The sequence below is a fragment of the Sanguibacter sp. Z41_6 genome (genome assembly GCF_059621145.1).
In genome coordinates, this window is the sequence record NZ_JCAQIF010000003.1 from 41,289 (window position 1) to 56,702 (window position 15,414).

At 71.6% G+C, this 15,414-nt stretch carries 14 protein-coding genes; all 14 read right to left on the reverse strand.

Annotation, left to right across the window (positions count from 1 at the left end; genetic code table 11):
- Positions 1-4: 4 nt before the first annotated feature.
- On the reverse strand, positions 5-448 hold the full coding sequence (locus tag AC54T1_RS07790; RefSeq protein WP_484345355.1) for a TraR/DksA family transcriptional regulator: 444 nt from the start codon (positions 446-448) through the stop codon (positions 5-7).
- Between the two features lie 158 nt (positions 449-606).
- Positions 607-1,269, reverse strand: a complete 663-nt coding sequence (locus tag AC54T1_RS07795) for a DivIVA domain-containing protein (protein WP_484345417.1) — start codon at positions 1,267-1,269, stop codon at positions 607-609.
- 154 nt (positions 1,270-1,423) lie between these two features.
- Positions 1,424-1,711: a YggT family protein gene (locus tag AC54T1_RS07800; protein ID WP_484345354.1), complete on the reverse strand. Its 288-nt coding sequence runs from the start codon at positions 1,709-1,711 to the stop codon at positions 1,424-1,426.
- A gap of 3 nt (positions 1,712-1,714) precedes the next feature.
- Positions 1,715-2,209 (reverse strand): cell division protein SepF, encoded by a 495-nt coding sequence (locus AC54T1_RS07805; RefSeq protein ID WP_484345416.1) that lies wholly within the window; start codon positions 2,207-2,209, stop codon positions 1,715-1,717.
- 153 nt (positions 2,210-2,362) lie between these two features.
- Positions 2,363-3,145 carry a peptidoglycan editing factor PgeF gene (pgeF, locus tag AC54T1_RS07810; protein WP_496911592.1) on the reverse strand — a complete coding sequence of 261 codons (783 nt, stop codon included), beginning with the start codon at positions 3,143-3,145 and terminating at the stop codon, positions 2,363-2,365.
- 5 nt (positions 3,146-3,150) lie between these two features.
- Positions 3,151-4,500: a cell division protein FtsZ gene (ftsZ, locus tag AC54T1_RS07815; RefSeq protein ID WP_484345352.1), complete on the reverse strand. Its 1,350-nt coding sequence runs from the start codon at positions 4,498-4,500 to the stop codon at positions 3,151-3,153.
- Between the two features lie 196 nt (positions 4,501-4,696).
- Positions 4,697-5,485 carry a cell division protein FtsQ/DivIB gene (locus AC54T1_RS07820; protein WP_484345351.1) on the reverse strand — a complete coding sequence of 263 codons (789 nt, stop codon included), beginning with the start codon at positions 5,483-5,485 and terminating at the stop codon, positions 4,697-4,699.
- 389 nt (positions 5,486-5,874) lie between these two features.
- Positions 5,875-7,362, reverse strand: coding sequence for a UDP-N-acetylmuramate--L-alanine ligase (gene murC, locus AC54T1_RS07825; RefSeq protein ID WP_496911593.1), 1,488 nt, complete (start codon positions 7,360-7,362; stop codon positions 5,875-5,877).
- Positions 7,359-8,498 (reverse strand): undecaprenyldiphospho-muramoylpentapeptide beta-N-acetylglucosaminyltransferase, encoded by a 1,140-nt coding sequence (gene murG / locus AC54T1_RS07830; RefSeq protein ID WP_484345349.1) that lies wholly within the window; start codon positions 8,496-8,498, stop codon positions 7,359-7,361. Before murG ends, murC begins: the two co-directional genes overlap by 4 nt.
- Positions 8,495-9,811: an FtsW/RodA/SpoVE family cell cycle protein gene (locus AC54T1_RS07835; protein ID WP_496911594.1), complete on the reverse strand. Its 1,317-nt coding sequence runs from the start codon at positions 9,809-9,811 to the stop codon at positions 8,495-8,497. Before AC54T1_RS07835 ends, murG begins: the two co-directional genes overlap by 4 nt.
- A gap of 17 nt (positions 9,812-9,828) precedes the next feature.
- Positions 9,829-11,289, reverse strand: a complete 1,461-nt coding sequence (gene murD / locus AC54T1_RS07840) for a UDP-N-acetylmuramoyl-L-alanine--D-glutamate ligase (RefSeq protein ID WP_496911595.1) — start codon at positions 11,287-11,289, stop codon at positions 9,829-9,831.
- A complete protein-coding gene (gene mraY, locus AC54T1_RS07845; protein WP_484345346.1) occupies positions 11,271-12,356 on the reverse strand; it encodes a phospho-N-acetylmuramoyl-pentapeptide-transferase in 1,086 nt (361 codons plus the stop codon). The genes murD and mraY overlap by 19 nt, the downstream gene beginning before the upstream one ends.
- Positions 12,353-13,753, reverse strand: a complete 1,401-nt coding sequence (locus tag AC54T1_RS07850; RefSeq protein WP_496911596.1) for a UDP-N-acetylmuramoyl-tripeptide--D-alanyl-D-alanine ligase — start codon at positions 13,751-13,753, stop codon at positions 12,353-12,355. The genes mraY and AC54T1_RS07850 overlap by 4 nt, the downstream gene beginning before the upstream one ends.
- A gap of 11 nt (positions 13,754-13,764) precedes the next feature.
- The gene (locus AC54T1_RS07855; protein ID WP_496911597.1) at positions 13,765-15,378 is read right to left on the reverse strand and encodes a UDP-N-acetylmuramoyl-L-alanyl-D-glutamate--2,6-diaminopimelate ligase; all 1,614 of its coding nucleotides are present in this window, start codon (positions 15,376-15,378) and stop codon (positions 13,765-13,767) included.
- Positions 15,379-15,414: the final 36 nt, after the last annotated feature.

A 15,414-nucleotide genomic window follows, 5' to 3' on the forward strand; every position in this document is an offset into this window, starting at 1 on the left:
ACCGTCAGCGACGCTCCTCGCGCTGCTTGCACACGACGCACAGCGTTGCCCGCGGGAAAGCCTGCAACCGCGCTTTGCCGATGGCCTGCCCGCACGACTCGCACGCCGCGTAGGTGCCCGCACCGATTCGCGCCAGCGCACGCGAATTCTGGTCGAGCAGGTCGCGCGTGTTGTTCACGAGCGTCAGCTCCTGCTCGCGCTCGAGCGCCGACGAGCCTGAGTCTGCCTGGTCGTCACCCGCCCCGTCGCCGGAGTTGCGCAGCAGGTCGGAGAGCTCATGGTCAGCGCTCACGAGCTCGTTCTCGAGCCTGCCGTGCTCGGCGATGAGCTCGTCAGCAAGGGCTTCGATCTCCGCCACCTCCCACGAGGTCTCGCCGTCCCGCACGACGAAGTGACGGACGTCCTGCGCCAGGTTGGGGAACCGCTCCTTCGCTGGAGCGGTGCTCATTGCGTCACGAGTCGACATCGCGGCTTCTTTCATCAGATGTGGCAGAGGTGGATACACCGGAGCCGGTGCGCACAGGTCCGCGGAACCGCGTGCAGCGGCTGCGCTCGTGTTCGCACCGGCTCCGGCAGTCGGCGTACGACCGCCAGTCCAGCTGTGGCTCAGATGCCTTGCTTGCCCTGGCCGTCCGGGCGAGCGTTGGGAAGGGCGCTCCCGCGGTTGTCCAGGTCTCCGAGCAGGTTCTGCAGGTAGCTCTTCAGGCGGGTCCGGTAGTCGCGCTCGAAGATTCGCAGCTCGTCGATCTTGCGCTCGAGCAGCGAACGCTCCTGCTCCAGCTGGGACAGCGTGCGCTTCGAGGTCTCCTCGGCCTCGCGAACGATGCGCGATCCTTCGGCCTTCGCCTCGGAGATCAGCCGGTCGCCCTCCTCCTGGCCGGCGCGCACGTGGTCGTCGTGCAGCTTCTGGGCCATCTGGATGATGCCCGTGGCCATCTCCGGCTCGCGCGGCGCGGCTGCGGTCGCGGTGACGGGTGCGGCGACCGGCGCCGGAGCCACGACGGGAGCCGGCGTCGGCTCCTCGGGCGCCTTCTGCACCGGTGCAGCCGGGGCCTGCTGCTGCTGCGCGTTCGCGCGGCTGAGCTCCGCGACACGACGCTCGGAGGCCTCCAGCTTTGCCTTCAGGTCGTCGTTCTCCGCATAGAGCTCCCGCAGAGTGTTGAGCACCTCGTCGAGGAAGTCGTCCACCTCGACGACGTCGTAGCCCTCCCGGAACTTGGTCGCCGGGAACTTCTTGGTCAGGACGTCATCTGCTGTGAGCAGTGCCACCATCGTTTTCACCTCGAATACTTGCGCTGGTCTCTTCGGTCATGAACACCGACCGCCACGGGTCACGCTAGCGGATGTTCGCAGGTCCGCGCGCCCGGGAGGGGTCGGTGAGGTGTCGACGCTCGTCGACATCAGGGGACGGCCGACTCCTCGCTCATAGTGTCGCCAGGGCACGGAACAACCCCATGACGAAGCTCGTGGCCACGATGAGCACGAGGAACGCGAGGTCGAGCCGCACCGGTCCGATGCTCAACGGCGGGATGACCCGCCGCAGGAACCGCAGCGGCGGGTCGGTCACGGTGTAGATCGCCTCGACGACGACGAGCATCGCGCCCCTCGGACGCCAGTCGCGCGAGAAGACCTGGACCCACTCGAACACCGCGCGCCCGAGGAGCGTGATGATGAAGACGAGGCACAGGAATGCGAGAAACTCCCAGATCACGCGTCAGCTCTGGTTGTAGAAGCCGGCACGCGGCACGCTCGACTTCTCGGCGGCCTGCTCCTCGCCCGAGACCTCGACGTGCTCGGGCGAGAGCAGGAAGACCTTGCTCGTCACCCGCTCGATGGCACCGTGCAGGCCGAAGATCAGACCGGCGGAGAAGTCGACGAGCCGCTTTGCGTCGGCGTCGTCCATGTCGGAGAGGTTGATGATGACGGGGGTCCCGGCGCGGAAGGCCTCGCCGATGACCCGTGCGTCGTTGTACGACCGCGGGTGCACCGTGGTGATCCGGCGCAGCTCCAGGGGCGGCACGGGAGCGACAGGCGCCTCGCGACGCGACATCGACCGGTTGATGGGCGTGACCTGGGCCTCGTACTCCTGCGGCACGTCAGCTCCTACCTCGTCGTAGTCGTCATAGTCGTCGTAGCTGTCATTCACGACCTCGCCTCGATCGTCAGCGAGGCCTAGGTACAGCATGGTCTTGCGCAGCGCTCCGGCCATCGCCATTTCTCCGTTCCTGCTCGGGATCGTCAGCGGACTCGCCCGGCTGCCCGGCTGCTGACGCGTTGCCCACGCTAGCCCAGCGGTGCGGAACCCACCGGTCGACACGCCCGGCGCCCGTGGCTGATCCGGCAGACGCCCGTCCACCATGCGTCATCCGTCGCGGCCGGGCGGAAGGACGATGATGCCCGCGAAGCGGCCGGTGGTCCGTCCGGCCGCTGTGGCCCGGCGGTGCGAGAAGAGGTCCTCATCCGTCATCGTGCACCTGGGGACGTCGCGCACGTCGCGCACGCCGGCCTCCCGCGCCTGGGCGCGGACCGCGGCCGGGAGGTCCAGCCCGGGCGTCCCCGCCCTCGTGCGGGAGCGCGCAGCCGGGACGCGCGCCACGACGGAGTCGGCCATGTCCTGCGGCACCTCGTAGCAGGAGCCGCAGACGGACGGGCCGACGACGGCGACGATCTCGTCGAGCTGCGCTCCCCGGTCGACCATCGTCGCCACCACGGCTCCGACGACCCCGCTGACGACCCCGGCGCGTCCGGCGTGCGCGACCGCCACGACTCCGGCCGCCGCGTCGGCGAGGAGCACGGGCACGCAGTCCGCGACGAGCACCCCGAGTGGCACGCCGCGGCGTGACGTGACCATCCCGTCGGCATCACCGCGCGCTCCCGCCGACGTCGGCGGTGGCTCGTCGACACGGAGGACGGCCGCACCGTGCACCTGCGTCGCATACGAGACAGGTGCACCGGCCCAGACATCGACCCGCTCCCGGTTCCGCGCGACGGCTGCCGGGTCGTCCCCCACGTTCGTCCCGAGGTTGAGCGAGCACCACGGGTGGCTCGACACGCCGCCGTGGCGGGTGGTGAAGAAGGCGCGGACACCCGGCCCGAGGTCGATGTCGATGACCTCGGACCGGGCGTCCTCACGACCGTCACCCATCCGACCTACTTGAGGAAGTCCGGGATGTCGAGCTCCTCCGCACGACGGCGGGGCGGCTCCTCGTCGAAGATCCGAGGAACTTCGAGCTGTCCGGTCCGCTGCACGGCGTCGGGATCGGTCGACAGGAATGCTGGCGTCGCCTGCTGCTGCGCCGTCGCCGTGCCCTGCTGGTGCTCGACGTACACCGGCTGCCCCGCCGGGTCCACGGGCCCGGCGTCATGCGTGTCGTAGCCGGAGTCCAGGGGGACGACGGGCCGGGCCAGCGCGTGCGCGCCCGTGGTCGTCGGGACCGGCGCCTGGGGAGCCCTGCTCGCGGGCACCGGGACCGGTGCGGGCGCGGGAGGAGCGGGCGCCTCAGGAGCGCTCGCGACGCGACCGGTGCCCCGCGAGTCCTTGCGGGTGAGCGGCGCTCCCCCGTCGAACCCGGCGGCGATGACGGTGACGCGCACCTCGTCGCCCAGGGCATCGTCGATGACGGCTCCGAAGATGATGTTCGCCTCGGGGTGGGCTGCTTCGTGGACGAGGCGCGCTGCCTCGTTGATCTCGAACAGACCGAGGTCCGAGCCACCCTGGATGCTCAGGAGCACGCCGTGCGCACCGTCGATGCTCGCCTCGAGCAGCGGTGAGGAGATGGCGAGCTCGGCAGCCTGCACCGCGCGGTCGTCTCCGCGGGCGGAGCCGATGCCCATGAGCGCACTGCCCGCACCCTGCATGACGGACTTGACGTCGGCGAAGTCGAGGTTGATGAGTCCGGGTGTCGTGATGAGGTCCGTGATCCCCTGGACACCTGAGAGCAGGACCTGGTCCGCCGAGTGGAAGGCGTCAAGCGCGGACACGTTACGGTCCGACATCGACAGCAGCCGGTCGTTCGGGATGATGATGAGGGTGTCGACCTCGTTGCGCAGCGCCTCGATCCCTGCGTCCGCCTGGGTGGCGCGCCGACGCCCCTCGAAGGTGAACGGCCGGGTCACGACCCCCACGGTCAGGGCGCCGAGCGAACGGGCGATCCGCGCGACGACGGGTGCGCCCCCCGTCCCTGTCCCGCCGCCCTCACCGGCGGTGACGAATACCATGTCCGCGCCGCGCAGGACGTCCTCGATCTCCTCCTCGTGGTCCTCGGCGGCCTTCTTGCCCACCTCGGGGTCGGCGCCGGCGCCGAGCCCACGGGTCAGCTCACGTCCGACGTCGAGCTTGACGTCGGCGTCCGACATCAGCAGCGCCTGGGCGTCGGTGTTGATCGCGATGAACTCGACACCCTTGAGGCCGACCTCGATCATCCGGTTGACGGCGTTCACCCCGCCGCCGCCGATGCCGACCACCTTGATCACTGCTAGGTAGTTCTGCGGAGTTGTCACGTCCGTGCCTCTCGATCTCGGGACCCTGGACCCTCACCCTCAAGTAGAGGGTTATAGTTATGTCAGGCTGTCTGTGCGTGACGCTATGCGGGCAACCGTCTCCTATCAACGACCTCCGCCGCGTGTCGGCGAACGAGTTCCCCAGGCTGTCCTCCCCCGACGGCGGGCCGCGCGCTCCGAGCGGCCCGGACCGCCGTCACCGGGTGATGGGGAACGTCGGAGCCGACAGGTCGAACACCTGCGCGCCAGCTGTCTGCTCCGCCCCACGCAACGTCTGCAGGACACGGATCTTCAGCGCAGAGTCCTGGGAGCTCCCCCACTCGACGACGACGCCGTCGCGAAGAGTCAGGGTGACCGCATCCTGCGTCGTCGCCGTGATCCCCCCGACCTCTGCGCTGAGCTCAGGCGGCAGGGCACGCAGGATCGCCAGCGCAGCATCGAGCGTCCGACGGTCGTCACCCGTGAGCGGGATGCTGATGACCGGAAGCTCAGGCGGCGCCTCAGCAACCCGGTCGACCTCGACCGCCTCCTCGTCGAGCAGTGCGACGCCCCCGTCGACCGGGACCGCTGCGACCGGCTCACGGGCGACGATCGTCACGGCAAGGCCCGCAGGCCACTGTCGTCGTACCGTGACGTCTCGCACGTTGGGCACAGCGAGCAGCTCGTCGCGCAGGCCGCCGGTGCTCACCAACGCCAGAGCCGTCCCGTCCTGCGCTGCCACGACGTCCGCCACCGCAGCGGCATCCACCGACGTACCGGTCCCGCTCACCGTCACGCGCGATGCATCGAACCTCAGGAACTCGGAGTAGAAGACCGCCCAGACCGCGCCCGCGAGGAGCAGGACCGCGACAAGGGCGAGCAGCACCCGCCGGACGAGCCTGTGCCGCCGCATGGACCGTTGCTCCGCGAGGCGTTCAGCCATCCCGGTGGAGAGCACGGAGATCTTGCCGCTGGCAGGTACCGCACCCGCAGGGGGCGGCACCACGAGAGCACGCGAGCCGCGCGGAGCGGTCGTCGACGTCGCACCCGTCGGGGGCCCAGGAACTGGGCGCGCGGTGCGCGCAGCGGTGGACCGCGGCGTCGCCGGACGGCGCTCGGCCGGCACCGGCGCAGCGCCCGGAACCGAGCCCGACGCCGTGCCGCCCCGCCCCCCGTCGGGCGCGGCACCCGGCCGAGGCGATCTCTGGCGGGGCGCAGGTGGGCGCGGTACGGGCGGGCGCGGCGCGGGCGGACGGGGCGCGGGCGGACGTTGGCGCGATGACGGCTCGGACCCGCTCGTGTCGCCGCGGCGCACACCCTCCTCGGCGCCCTGTGTCGCCGGAGCGGCCGGGCGCGGTCGCGGCGGCACCGGCCTGCGGGGTGCGACGGGAGGCTTCACGAGGCCGGCCCCCCAGCCAGTGCGCCCGGCGCAGCGCCATCCGCCCGCACCCTGAGCACGTCGAGGACGACGTCGCCGAGCTCCGTCACGTCACCGGCCCCGACCGTGAGGACGAGGTCGCCCGGGCGGGCGCGCGCAGCCAGGTACTGGGCGGCGGCGACGCGGTCGGCGACCACGTGCCCGCGCCCCGGGGTCCGCATCCGGTCGACGACGAGCTCCGGTCCCACCGCCGGGTCCGGGTCCTCGCGCGCGCCGTACACGTCGCACACCACGACGTCGTCAGCCAGCTCGAGGGCCTCGGCGAACTCGGTCGCGAAGATCCTCGTCCGGGAGTACAGGTGGGGCTGGAAGAGCACGAGGATCCGGCCGTCGCCCGCGATCCCCCGTGCAGCGCGCAGAAGCGCAGCCACCTCCGTCGGATGGTGCGCGTAGTCGTCGACGACCCGCACCCCCGCAGCCTCGCCCCTCGCTTCGAAGCGTCGACCTGTGCCCCGGAACGCCCCGAGCGCGTGTGCCGCGGCCGCAGGCTCCACACCCAGCGCGATCGCCGCCAGCAGGGCAGCGGTCGCGTTGCGTGCGTTGTGCTCACCCGGTGCACGCAGACGGACCGTGACCTCATCGCCGTCGGCGCACGACGGCAGGCCCGGCGCCAGGGTCACCGTGAAGCTCGAGCCACCTCCGGCGGTCACCGTGTAGCCGGAGATCCGCGCTACGGCGTCGGCCGCGGTCCCATAGGTGAGGACGCTGCGGCCCTGGCGCGCGCACGACGCGGCGAGCGCTGCGGAGCCGGCGTCGTCGGCACACGCCACGAGGTGTCCGCCGGGCTCGATGTTCCCGGCGAAGGACTCGAAGGCGCGCTCGAACGCCTCGGTCGTGCCGTAGTGGTCGAGGTGGTCCGGTTCGACGTTCGTCACGATCGCGACGGTCGGGCGGTAGGCGAGGAACGAGCCGTCGGACTCGTCGGCCTCCGCGACGAGCGTGTCTCCCCGGCCCAGGTGCCCACCGGGCAGCGGACCGTCCTCGGTGAGCACCGACCCGCCGATCGCGAACGACGGGTCGAGACCGCACTCCCGCAGGACGACCGCCGTCATCGCAGACGTCGTCGTCTTGCCGTGGGCGCCCGCCACGGCGACCGAGCGTCGTCCTGCCATGAGCAGGGCGAGCGCGTCCGACCGGTGCAGCACCCGCACCCCCGCCGCACGTGCGGCGACGAGCTCAGGGTTGGACTCCCGCACCGCGCTCGAGACGACGAGAGTCGTGGCGCCGGCGACGTTGCGCGCATCGTGCCCGATGAACACATCGATACCACTCGATCCCAGGGTGGCCGTGACGGCACTGGCCCGGGCATCCGAGCCCTGCACCGGCACCCCCTCGGCGGCCAGGAGCTGAGCGACGACCGACATGCCCGCTCCCCCGATCCCCACGAGGTGCACCCGGCCGAGATCCTCGAGCGCGAGGCCGTCCACCGACGCGGCCGTCCTCATGCCCGCCCCCGTCCGGCAGAGCGCTCGACGAGGTCCGCGACCCGCGCAGCTGCATCGGGGACCCCCACGCCGAGGGCTGCGGCGGACATGGCAGCCAACGCGTCAGGGTCCGCGAGGAGGGGCAGGACCGTCGCCTCGAACCACTGGGGTGTGAAGTCGTCGTCGCTCACGAGCACCCCCCCGCCCGCCCCGACGAGGGGCTCCGCGTTGAGCCGCTGCTCCCCGTTGCCCACCGGCAGGGGGACAAAGACACCCGGCAGACCGAGGACAGCGAGCTCGCAGACCGTCCCGGCGCCCGATCGGCACACCACGAGGTCCGCGGCCGCGTACGCGAGGTGCATCTGCGAGAGGTACTCCTGGACGTGGTAGAGCGCAGCCTGCTCGGCAGGCAGCCCTTCCAGCGATGCGCGCACCGGAGCGGACTTGCCGCGACCTGTGAGGTGCAGCACCTGGATGCCGGCCCCCGTCACTCGCGCCGCGACGGCGGCCAGCGTCTCGTTGAGCCGCTGCGCACCGAGCGACCCCCCGGTGACGACGAGCACCCGCCGAGCCGGGTCGAGGCCGAGCTGCTCAGCAGCGTCGACCCGCGCCGCGTGGCCGTCGAGGGCACGCGCGGCGACGAGGTCCGCGATCTCCCGCCGCAACGGCAGGCCGGTGACCGTCGCGCCCCGGAGAGGCGTCCCGGGGAACGTCGCCGCGACCTCGGCAGCCCAGCGGGCACCGAGCCTGTTCGCCAACCCGGGCCGGGCATTCTGCTCCTGGACGACGATGGGCACACCCCGCCGCCGCGCGGCGAGGTACGCGGGCGTCGAGACATACCCTCCGAACCCCACGACGACACGCACGTCGTTGTCGTCGATGGCTGCGCCGGCGGCACGCACGGCGGCACGGAGCCGACCAGGGAGGTGGAGCCACGCACCGCTCGGTCGTCGGGGCAGCGGGACGCGGGGCACGAACCGCAGCGCATAACCGCGCTCCGGCACGAGCTCGGCCTCGAGGCCCTCGCGTGTCCCGAGCACGGTGATCGTGCGCTCGGGGTCACGGCGCCGCAGCTCGTCGGCGACCGCGAGGAGCGGGTTCACGTGGCCTGCGGAGCCGCCACCGGCGAGCAGGACAGAGTTGGTCACGTCGATCATCCTCGTTCTGTGGTGCGGTTCGGGCCGGTGCGCGCCTTCTGCGTGGCGCGCCCGACGACGGCGATCGACCGGCGCACGACGCTCGGTCGCGTCGCGAGGGCCTCCCGGGCGCCGGGCTCGTCCCGCGCGAACGCGATGACGATGCCGAGTGCGAGCATCGTCGCCACGAGGGCGGACCCGCCGGCGGAGACGAGCGGGAGCGGGACGCCGATGACGGGGATGAGCCCGGTCACGACACCGATGTTGATGAGCGCCTGACCGACGATCCAGCAGGCCAGCGCAGCGGTGGTCACCTTGACCATGGGGTCGGGGTGCCGCTGCACGACGCGCACCATCCCGACGCCGAGGATCGCGAACAGCGCGAGGACGAGGAGCCCTCCGAGCAGCCCGAGCTCTTCCCCGATCACCGCGAAGATGAAGTCGTTGTGCGCCTCCGGCAGGTACGACCACTTCTCTCGACCCGCACCCAGCCCGACACCGGTCACGCCGCCCGTGCCCAGCCCCTCGAGCCCCCGCTGGACCTGGTAGCAGGCGCTCGTCACGTCGCACTCCCCGCTGAACGTCGCGAGGATCCGGGAGATGCGGTTCTTCGAGCTGAGCACGAGGGCCGCGACGGCGAGCACGACGCCGCCGGCAGCCACCGCGAACATCCGGCCCGGCACTCCCGCCACGAACATCGCGCCGGCGACGAGGAGCATGAGCACCATCGCCGTGCCGAGGTCGTTCCCGCCGAGCACGAGCGCGATGACGAGCCCTGCCATCGGCACCGCCGGGACGAAGGCATGCTTCCAGTTCCCGAGCAGCGGCGTCTTGCGGCCGAGCACGACCCCGAGCCAGACCGCGAGCGCGACCTTGGCGAGCTCTGACGGCTGGATCGTGATCCCACCGCCCAGGTACACCCAGTTGGTGTTGCCCATCACGCCTCGGGCCATCGGGGTGAAGATGAGCAGCTGGAGACCGATCGCACCGAAGAGGCCGAGCCATGCGACACGCTTGAAGAAGAACGGACGCAGGTGTGCCGCGGCGATCATGAACGGCAGGCCGATGAGCGCGAACTTCGTCTGGTCGAGGAACACGGAGTACGCGGACTCGCCCTCCTGCAGAGCATCGACCGCGGAGCTCGAGAGCACCATGACGAGGCCGAGCACGAGCAGGAGCGTCGTGGCCCCGATCATGAGGTAGTAGCTCGTGACCGCGCTGTCCCACTGGGCCGTCCACGCCTCGCGGAGACCCACCCGCTCACGCCCACGCGCCGCGGCCGTGCCCTTCTCGCGGGAGGGCACGGGTGGCGGCGCGGTCCGTGGAGTCCTCACCGTCGACCCGGCCACGCTCAGGACCTGCCCTGCGTGCCCGCCAGCCGGCGGGCCTCGCGCGCGAACATCTCACCACGCTCGGCATACGACCGGAACTGGTCCATCGACGCGCACGCGGGCGCGAGCAGCACCGTGTCACCGGCCCGGGCCAGGTGGGAGGCCGTCTCGACGGCACGCTGCATCACCGTCCCAGTGTCGCCAGGATCGACCTCGACGACGGGGACGTGCGCCGCGTGTCGGGAGAGCGCCTCACGCAGCTCGCTGTGGTCCACGCCGATGAGCACGACGGCCCGGAGCCTGTCGGCCCGCTCGGTCACGAGCTCGTCGAACGTCGCCCCCTTGGGCAGACCGCCGGCGATCCAGACGACGGACCCCGCAGGGAACGCCGCGAGGGACGCGGACGCCGCGTGCGCGTTGGTCGCCTTGGAGTCGTCGACGTACGCGACCGTCGTGCCGTCACCCGTGTCCCGGACGGCGATCGTCTCGATGCGGTGTCCACCCGGGGAGAACGCCCGCAGCCCGTCCCGGACGGCGCGCGCCTCGACCCCGTAGGCACGGGCGAGCGCCGCGGCCGCCAGCGCGTTCTCGACGACGTGCGACGGCACCCGGCCGTCGGGCCCGGCCAGGTGCCCGAGGTCGTCGAGGGTAGCCAGCTCAGCGGCGCTGCGGTGCCGCGCCGGGTCATCCTGCGCCGCGTGGAACGCGCGATCGCACAGGATGCCGTCGACGACGCCGAGCTGTCCCCGGGCAGGAGCGCCCCGGGTGAAGCCGACGGCTCGTGCCCCCTCGACGACGTCCGCCTCACGGACGAGCTGCTCGGTCCGCGCATCGGCGACGTTGTAGATGCATGCGACCTGCGCGTTCCGGTACACGACCCCCTTGGCCTCGGCGTAGGCGTCGAGGGAACCGTGCCAGTCCAGATGGTCGGGCGCGACGTTGAGGACCGCCCCGGCGAGCGCGGACATCGAGTGCGTGTAGTGCAGCTGGAAGCTGGAGAGCTCGACCGCCAGGACGTCGAGGGTCGCATCGAGGGCCGCCTCGACGAGCGGGCGCCCGATGTTGCCGACAGCGGCCGTGGCGCGCCCGTCCGCGCGCAGGATCGACGCGAGCATCTCGACCGTCGTCGTCTTGCCGTTCGTCCCGGTGACGGCCAACCATGGCGCCGGCTCCCCCTTCGCCGCCGGGACGCGCAGCTGCCAGGCGAGCTCGATCTCGCTCCACACGGGGATCCCCGCCCGGGACGCGGCGTCGAGGACGGGCGAGGAGGGCGCCCACCCGGGAGAGGCGATCACGAGGTCGACGTCCGCGAGGTCGACCTCGCTCGGGTCCGCGAGGTCCGCGTCGGGCGCCTGGGCGTCCACGGTCCGCACGTGGGCGGCCCGCCCGTCCAGCGCAGCCACGACGGCGCGACCGGTGACACCGAGACCGAGGACGAGGACGCGGGACCGGGCGAGGTCTGTCACAGCCGGGTGATCCATTCCGCGTAGAAGATGCCCATGCCCAGCGCGACGAACAGCCCTGCGATGATCCAGAACCGGATGACGATCGTCACCTCGCCCCACCCGGACAGCTCGAAGTGGTGGTGCAGCGGCGCCATCTTGAACACCCGCTTGCCGGTCATCTTGAAGAAGCCGATCTGGATGACGTCGGAGAGCACGACGAGCACGAACAGGCCACCGATGATCACGGCGAGCAGCTCGGTCCGGGAGAGGATCGAGAGACCGGCGAGGGCTCCGCCGAGCGCGAGCGACCCGGTGTCCCCCATGAAGATCTTCGCGGGAGACGCGTTCCACCACAGGAACCCGAACAGCGCACCGACGATCGCTGCCGCGACGATCGCCAGGTCGAGCGGATCACGCACCTCGTAGCAGCGGGGCCCCGCCGAGCTGAGGAACTGGCAGTTCTGGTTGTACTGCCAGATGCCCATGATCACGTAGGCACCGAAGACGATGAGGGAGACGCCGGTCGCCAGGCCGTCGAGCCCGTCGGTGAGGTTCACGGCGTTGGACCACGCGGTGATGATGAGGTTGGCCCACAGCACGAAGAGGATGAGCCCGACGGTCGTGCCCGCGAAGGCGAGGTCGAGGTTCGTGTCCCGGATGAACGAGATCTTCGTCGAGGCCGGCGTCCGGAAGTTCTCGTTGGGGAACTGCAGGGCGAGCACCGCGAAGGTGATGCCGACCACCCCCTGCCCGACGATCTTCCACCGTGCGGAGAGGCCGAGACTGCGCTGGCGCGAGATCTTGATGTAGTCGTCGAGGAAGCCCACGAGGCCGAGGCCGGTCATGAGGAAGATGACGAGGATCGCAGACATCGACGGCACGTCGCCGCGCACGATGGCCGAGGCCGCCCATCCTGCGAGGGTCGCGCCGATGATGACGACGCCGCCCATCGTCGGCGTACCGCGCTTCGTGTAGTGCGCCGTCGGACCGTCCTGCCGGATGAACTGGCCGTAGTTGCGCCGGACGAGCAGCCGGATGAACAGGGGGGTACCGAGCAGCGCGACGAGCAGCGCGACTCCGGCGGCGACGAGGACGGCGATCACGGGGCGACCGACTCCCCCGCGAGCTCGTCCCCGAGGCGCCAGAGACCGGATCCGTTCGACGACTTCACGAGCACGACGTCCCCTGGACGCAGCTCCTCCGCGAGCAGCGCGGAGGCTGCGGCGACGTCGGCGACCTCGACGACCTCGTCGCCCCAGGACCCCTCCTGCAGAGCGCCGTCCGCGATCCCCGACGCGCCGGGACCGACGACGACGAGCCGCTTGATGTTCAGTCGCACGGCGAGCCGGCCGATCTCGTCGTGCTGCTCGCGCGAGTCCTCCCCGAGCTCGAGCATCTCGCCCAGCACGGCGACGGAGCGCCGCTCGCGTCCAGCGACCACCGCGAGCGCCTTGAGCGCGGCGCGCATGGAGTCAGGGTTGGCGTTGTAGGAGTCGTCGATGACGGTGATGCCGTCGGCACGCTCGGTGACGGCCATCCGGTGCGGGCTCGCCGGCGTCGCGCGGCTCAGCCCCTCGGCCACGACGTGGACGGGGAGCCCGAGCTCGATCGATGCGGCCGCCGTGGCCAACGCGTTGGTGAGGTGGTGCTCGCCGACGAGGCGCATCCGCACGGGTGCGGCCGATCCGCCCGCCCGGAGCTCGAACGAGACGCATCCATGGGGATCGATGCGTACGTCGTGAGCAGCCACGGCCGCGTCGCGGACCGTCCCGAAGGTCACGACCCGCCCGGGCGCGAGGTCACGCATCGCCACCACACGGAAGTCGTCTGCGTTGAGCACGGCGACGCCGCCCGGCGCGAGCCCTGTGACGATCTCCGACTTCGCGCGCGCGACTGCCTCGATCCCGCCGAAGCCGCCCAGGTGCGCGCTGCCCACGACGAGGACGATCGACACGTCCGGGGGCGCGATGCCCGTGAGGTACGTGAGCTCGCCCGGCGCGGCCGCGCCCATCTCGAGCACGAGGAAGCGCGTGTCGCGGTCCGCCCGGAGCACGGTGAGCGGCAGGCCGATCTCGTTGTTGAACGACGCTTCAGGGGTCACCGTGGCGCCGGAACCTCCGAGCACCTGCCCGAGCAGGTCCTTCGTCGTCGTCTTGCCGACCGAACCCGTCACGGCAACGACGCGCAGGTCGCCGCCCTCCCGCAGCTGCCGCAGGTGCTCCGCCGCAAGTCGGCCGAGCGCCGCCGGGACGTCGTCGACGACGACGCAGGGCACCCCGTCGATCTCGTGCGCCGCGAGCACGAGGGCTGCACCGGCAGCCACCGCGGCGCCGGCGTGCTCGTGGCCGTCAGACTTCTCACCGCGGATCGCGACGAACAGCGAGCCCGGCACCACCTTGCGCGAGTCGACCACGACAGGCCCATGGACCCGGACGTCGTCCGCGGCCGAGAGCCGACCATCCGTGGCGTGGGCCACCTGTGCTGCAGTCAGATCGATCACTCAACGCTCCGTCACTTGTCGTTCTCGTGCCCACGCCGGGAGAGCTCCCGGCGGGCGGCCCACGCCTCCAGGACCGCGTCGCGGTCGTTGTACCGGTGGAACACGCCAGCGATCTCCTGGACAGGCTCATGGCCCTTGCCGGTGATGATCACGGTGTCGCCCGCGCCTGCCAGCGACACACCGTACGCCACCGCTGCGCGGCGCGGCTCCACCTCGTGGACGTCCGCTCCGCCGGGCCGCTGGGCCCTGGCACCGTCGAGTATGGACGACCTGATCGAGGCGGGCACCTCCGAGCGAGGGTTCTCGTCCGTGATGATGAGCACGTCCGCGAGCCGGGCGGCGATCTCGCCCATGAGCGGCCGCTTTCCGCGGTCACGATCGCCGTCCGATCCGAACACGATGATGAGCCGGCCGGGGGTGATGGACCGCACACCGGTGAGCGCGAGCTCGAGAGCGTCCGGGGTGTGCGCATAGTCGACGAGCACGAGCGGTCCGTCCGGTGTGCGCTCGACCACCCGTTCCATCCGCCCGGGGATCGCGGCGCAGCCAGCGATCCCTGCGGCGGCCTCGTCGAGAGGAACCCCGGCCCTGTGTGCGACGACGAGCGCGACCGCAGCGTTCGAGACGTTGACGGTGCCGGGCAACGGACTGCGCGCCTCCACCCGCTCGCCGGCAGGACCGGTGAGCACGAAACCCGAGCCCACACCGTCGAGCCCGACGTTCGCCTGGGTCACCGTCCAGTCCGCTGCCTCGTAGCCGGGCGAGCCCGGACGCGACGCGACCGTGTCGACGGGGATCATCGCGTCCTGCGCCAGCCGGACACCCCACTCGTCGTCCACGCAGACGACGCCACGGGCGGCAAGGCCCGGTGCGAAGAGACGGGACTTGTCCCGGAAGTAGCCTTCCATGTCCCCGTGGAAGTCGAGGTGGTCACGCTGCAGGTTCGTGAAGGCCACGACGTCGAACGTCATCCCGGCGACGCGCTCCAGCGCGAGGGCGTGCGAGGAGACCTCCATCGAGGCGGCACTGACGCCCTTCTCGAGGGCGAGCGCGAGGATGCCGTGCAGGACGGGCGCCTCGACCGTCGTGCGGGGGCTCTCGATGGACTCGTCGCCGATCCGCAGCTCGATCGTGCCGACGATCGCCGTCGTGCCGTGCAGCCGGCCCAGCGCCGCGTCGACGAAGTAGCACGTCGTCGTCTTGCCGTTGGTCCCGGTCACACCCACCGTGACCAGCCGTGATGCCGGCTCGTCGTAGAACCACGCGGACAGCGCCCCCAGGGCCCGACGGGCGTCCGCCTCCTCGGGCAGCACGAGGACGGGCGTCTCGGGGATCCGCCCTTCCGCGACGGCGGCACGGACGAGCTCGGCCCCCTCGGCGTCCGTGAGGACGGCGACGGCTCCCGCGGCGACGGCGGCCGCGGCATACCTCGCGCCGTGCGCCGTCAGGCCGCGCAGACCGACGAAGAGGTCGCCCGGGAGGACGTCGGCGCTGCCCACCGCGAGACCGCTCGCACGGACGTCGGGGACGGCCTCCCCTACGGCGATCTGGAGAGCCTCCGCGATCTCAGCGAGGGTACGGGAAGGGCGTGCGGTGGGTCGCAGGCGACCCTGCTCGGACGTCATAGGGCCAATCTATCGCGGGTCTTCGGGCACGCCGCG

What these genes read in the sequence shown, in the direction of transcription:
- pgeF (WP_496911592.1), bottom strand. Translation starts at nt 3,145, where the DNA reads ATGGGTGACGGTCGTGAGGACGCCCGGTCCGAGGTCATCGACATCGAC.
- AC54T1_RS07855 (WP_496911597.1), bottom strand. Translation starts at nt 15,378, where the DNA reads ATGACGTCCGAGCAGGGTCGCCTGCGACCCACCGCACGCCCTTCCCGT.
- AC54T1_RS07805 (WP_484345416.1), bottom strand. Translation starts at nt 2,209, where the DNA reads ATGGCCGGAGCGCTGCGCAAGACCATGCTGTACCTAGGCCTCGCTGAC.
- murC (WP_496911593.1), bottom strand. Translation starts at nt 7,362, where the DNA reads ATGAGGACGGCCGCGTCGGTGGACGGCCTCGCGCTCGAGGATCTCGGC.
- murD (WP_496911595.1), bottom strand. Translation starts at nt 11,289, where the DNA reads ATGGATCACCCGGCTGTGACAGACCTCGCCCGGTCCCGCGTCCTCGTC.
- murG (WP_484345349.1), bottom strand. Translation starts at nt 8,498, where the DNA reads ATGATCGACGTGACCAACTCTGTCCTGCTCGCCGGTGGCGGCTCCGCA.
- AC54T1_RS07790 (WP_484345355.1), bottom strand. Translation starts at nt 448, where the DNA reads ATGAGCACCGCTCCAGCGAAGGAGCGGTTCCCCAACCTGGCGCAGGAC.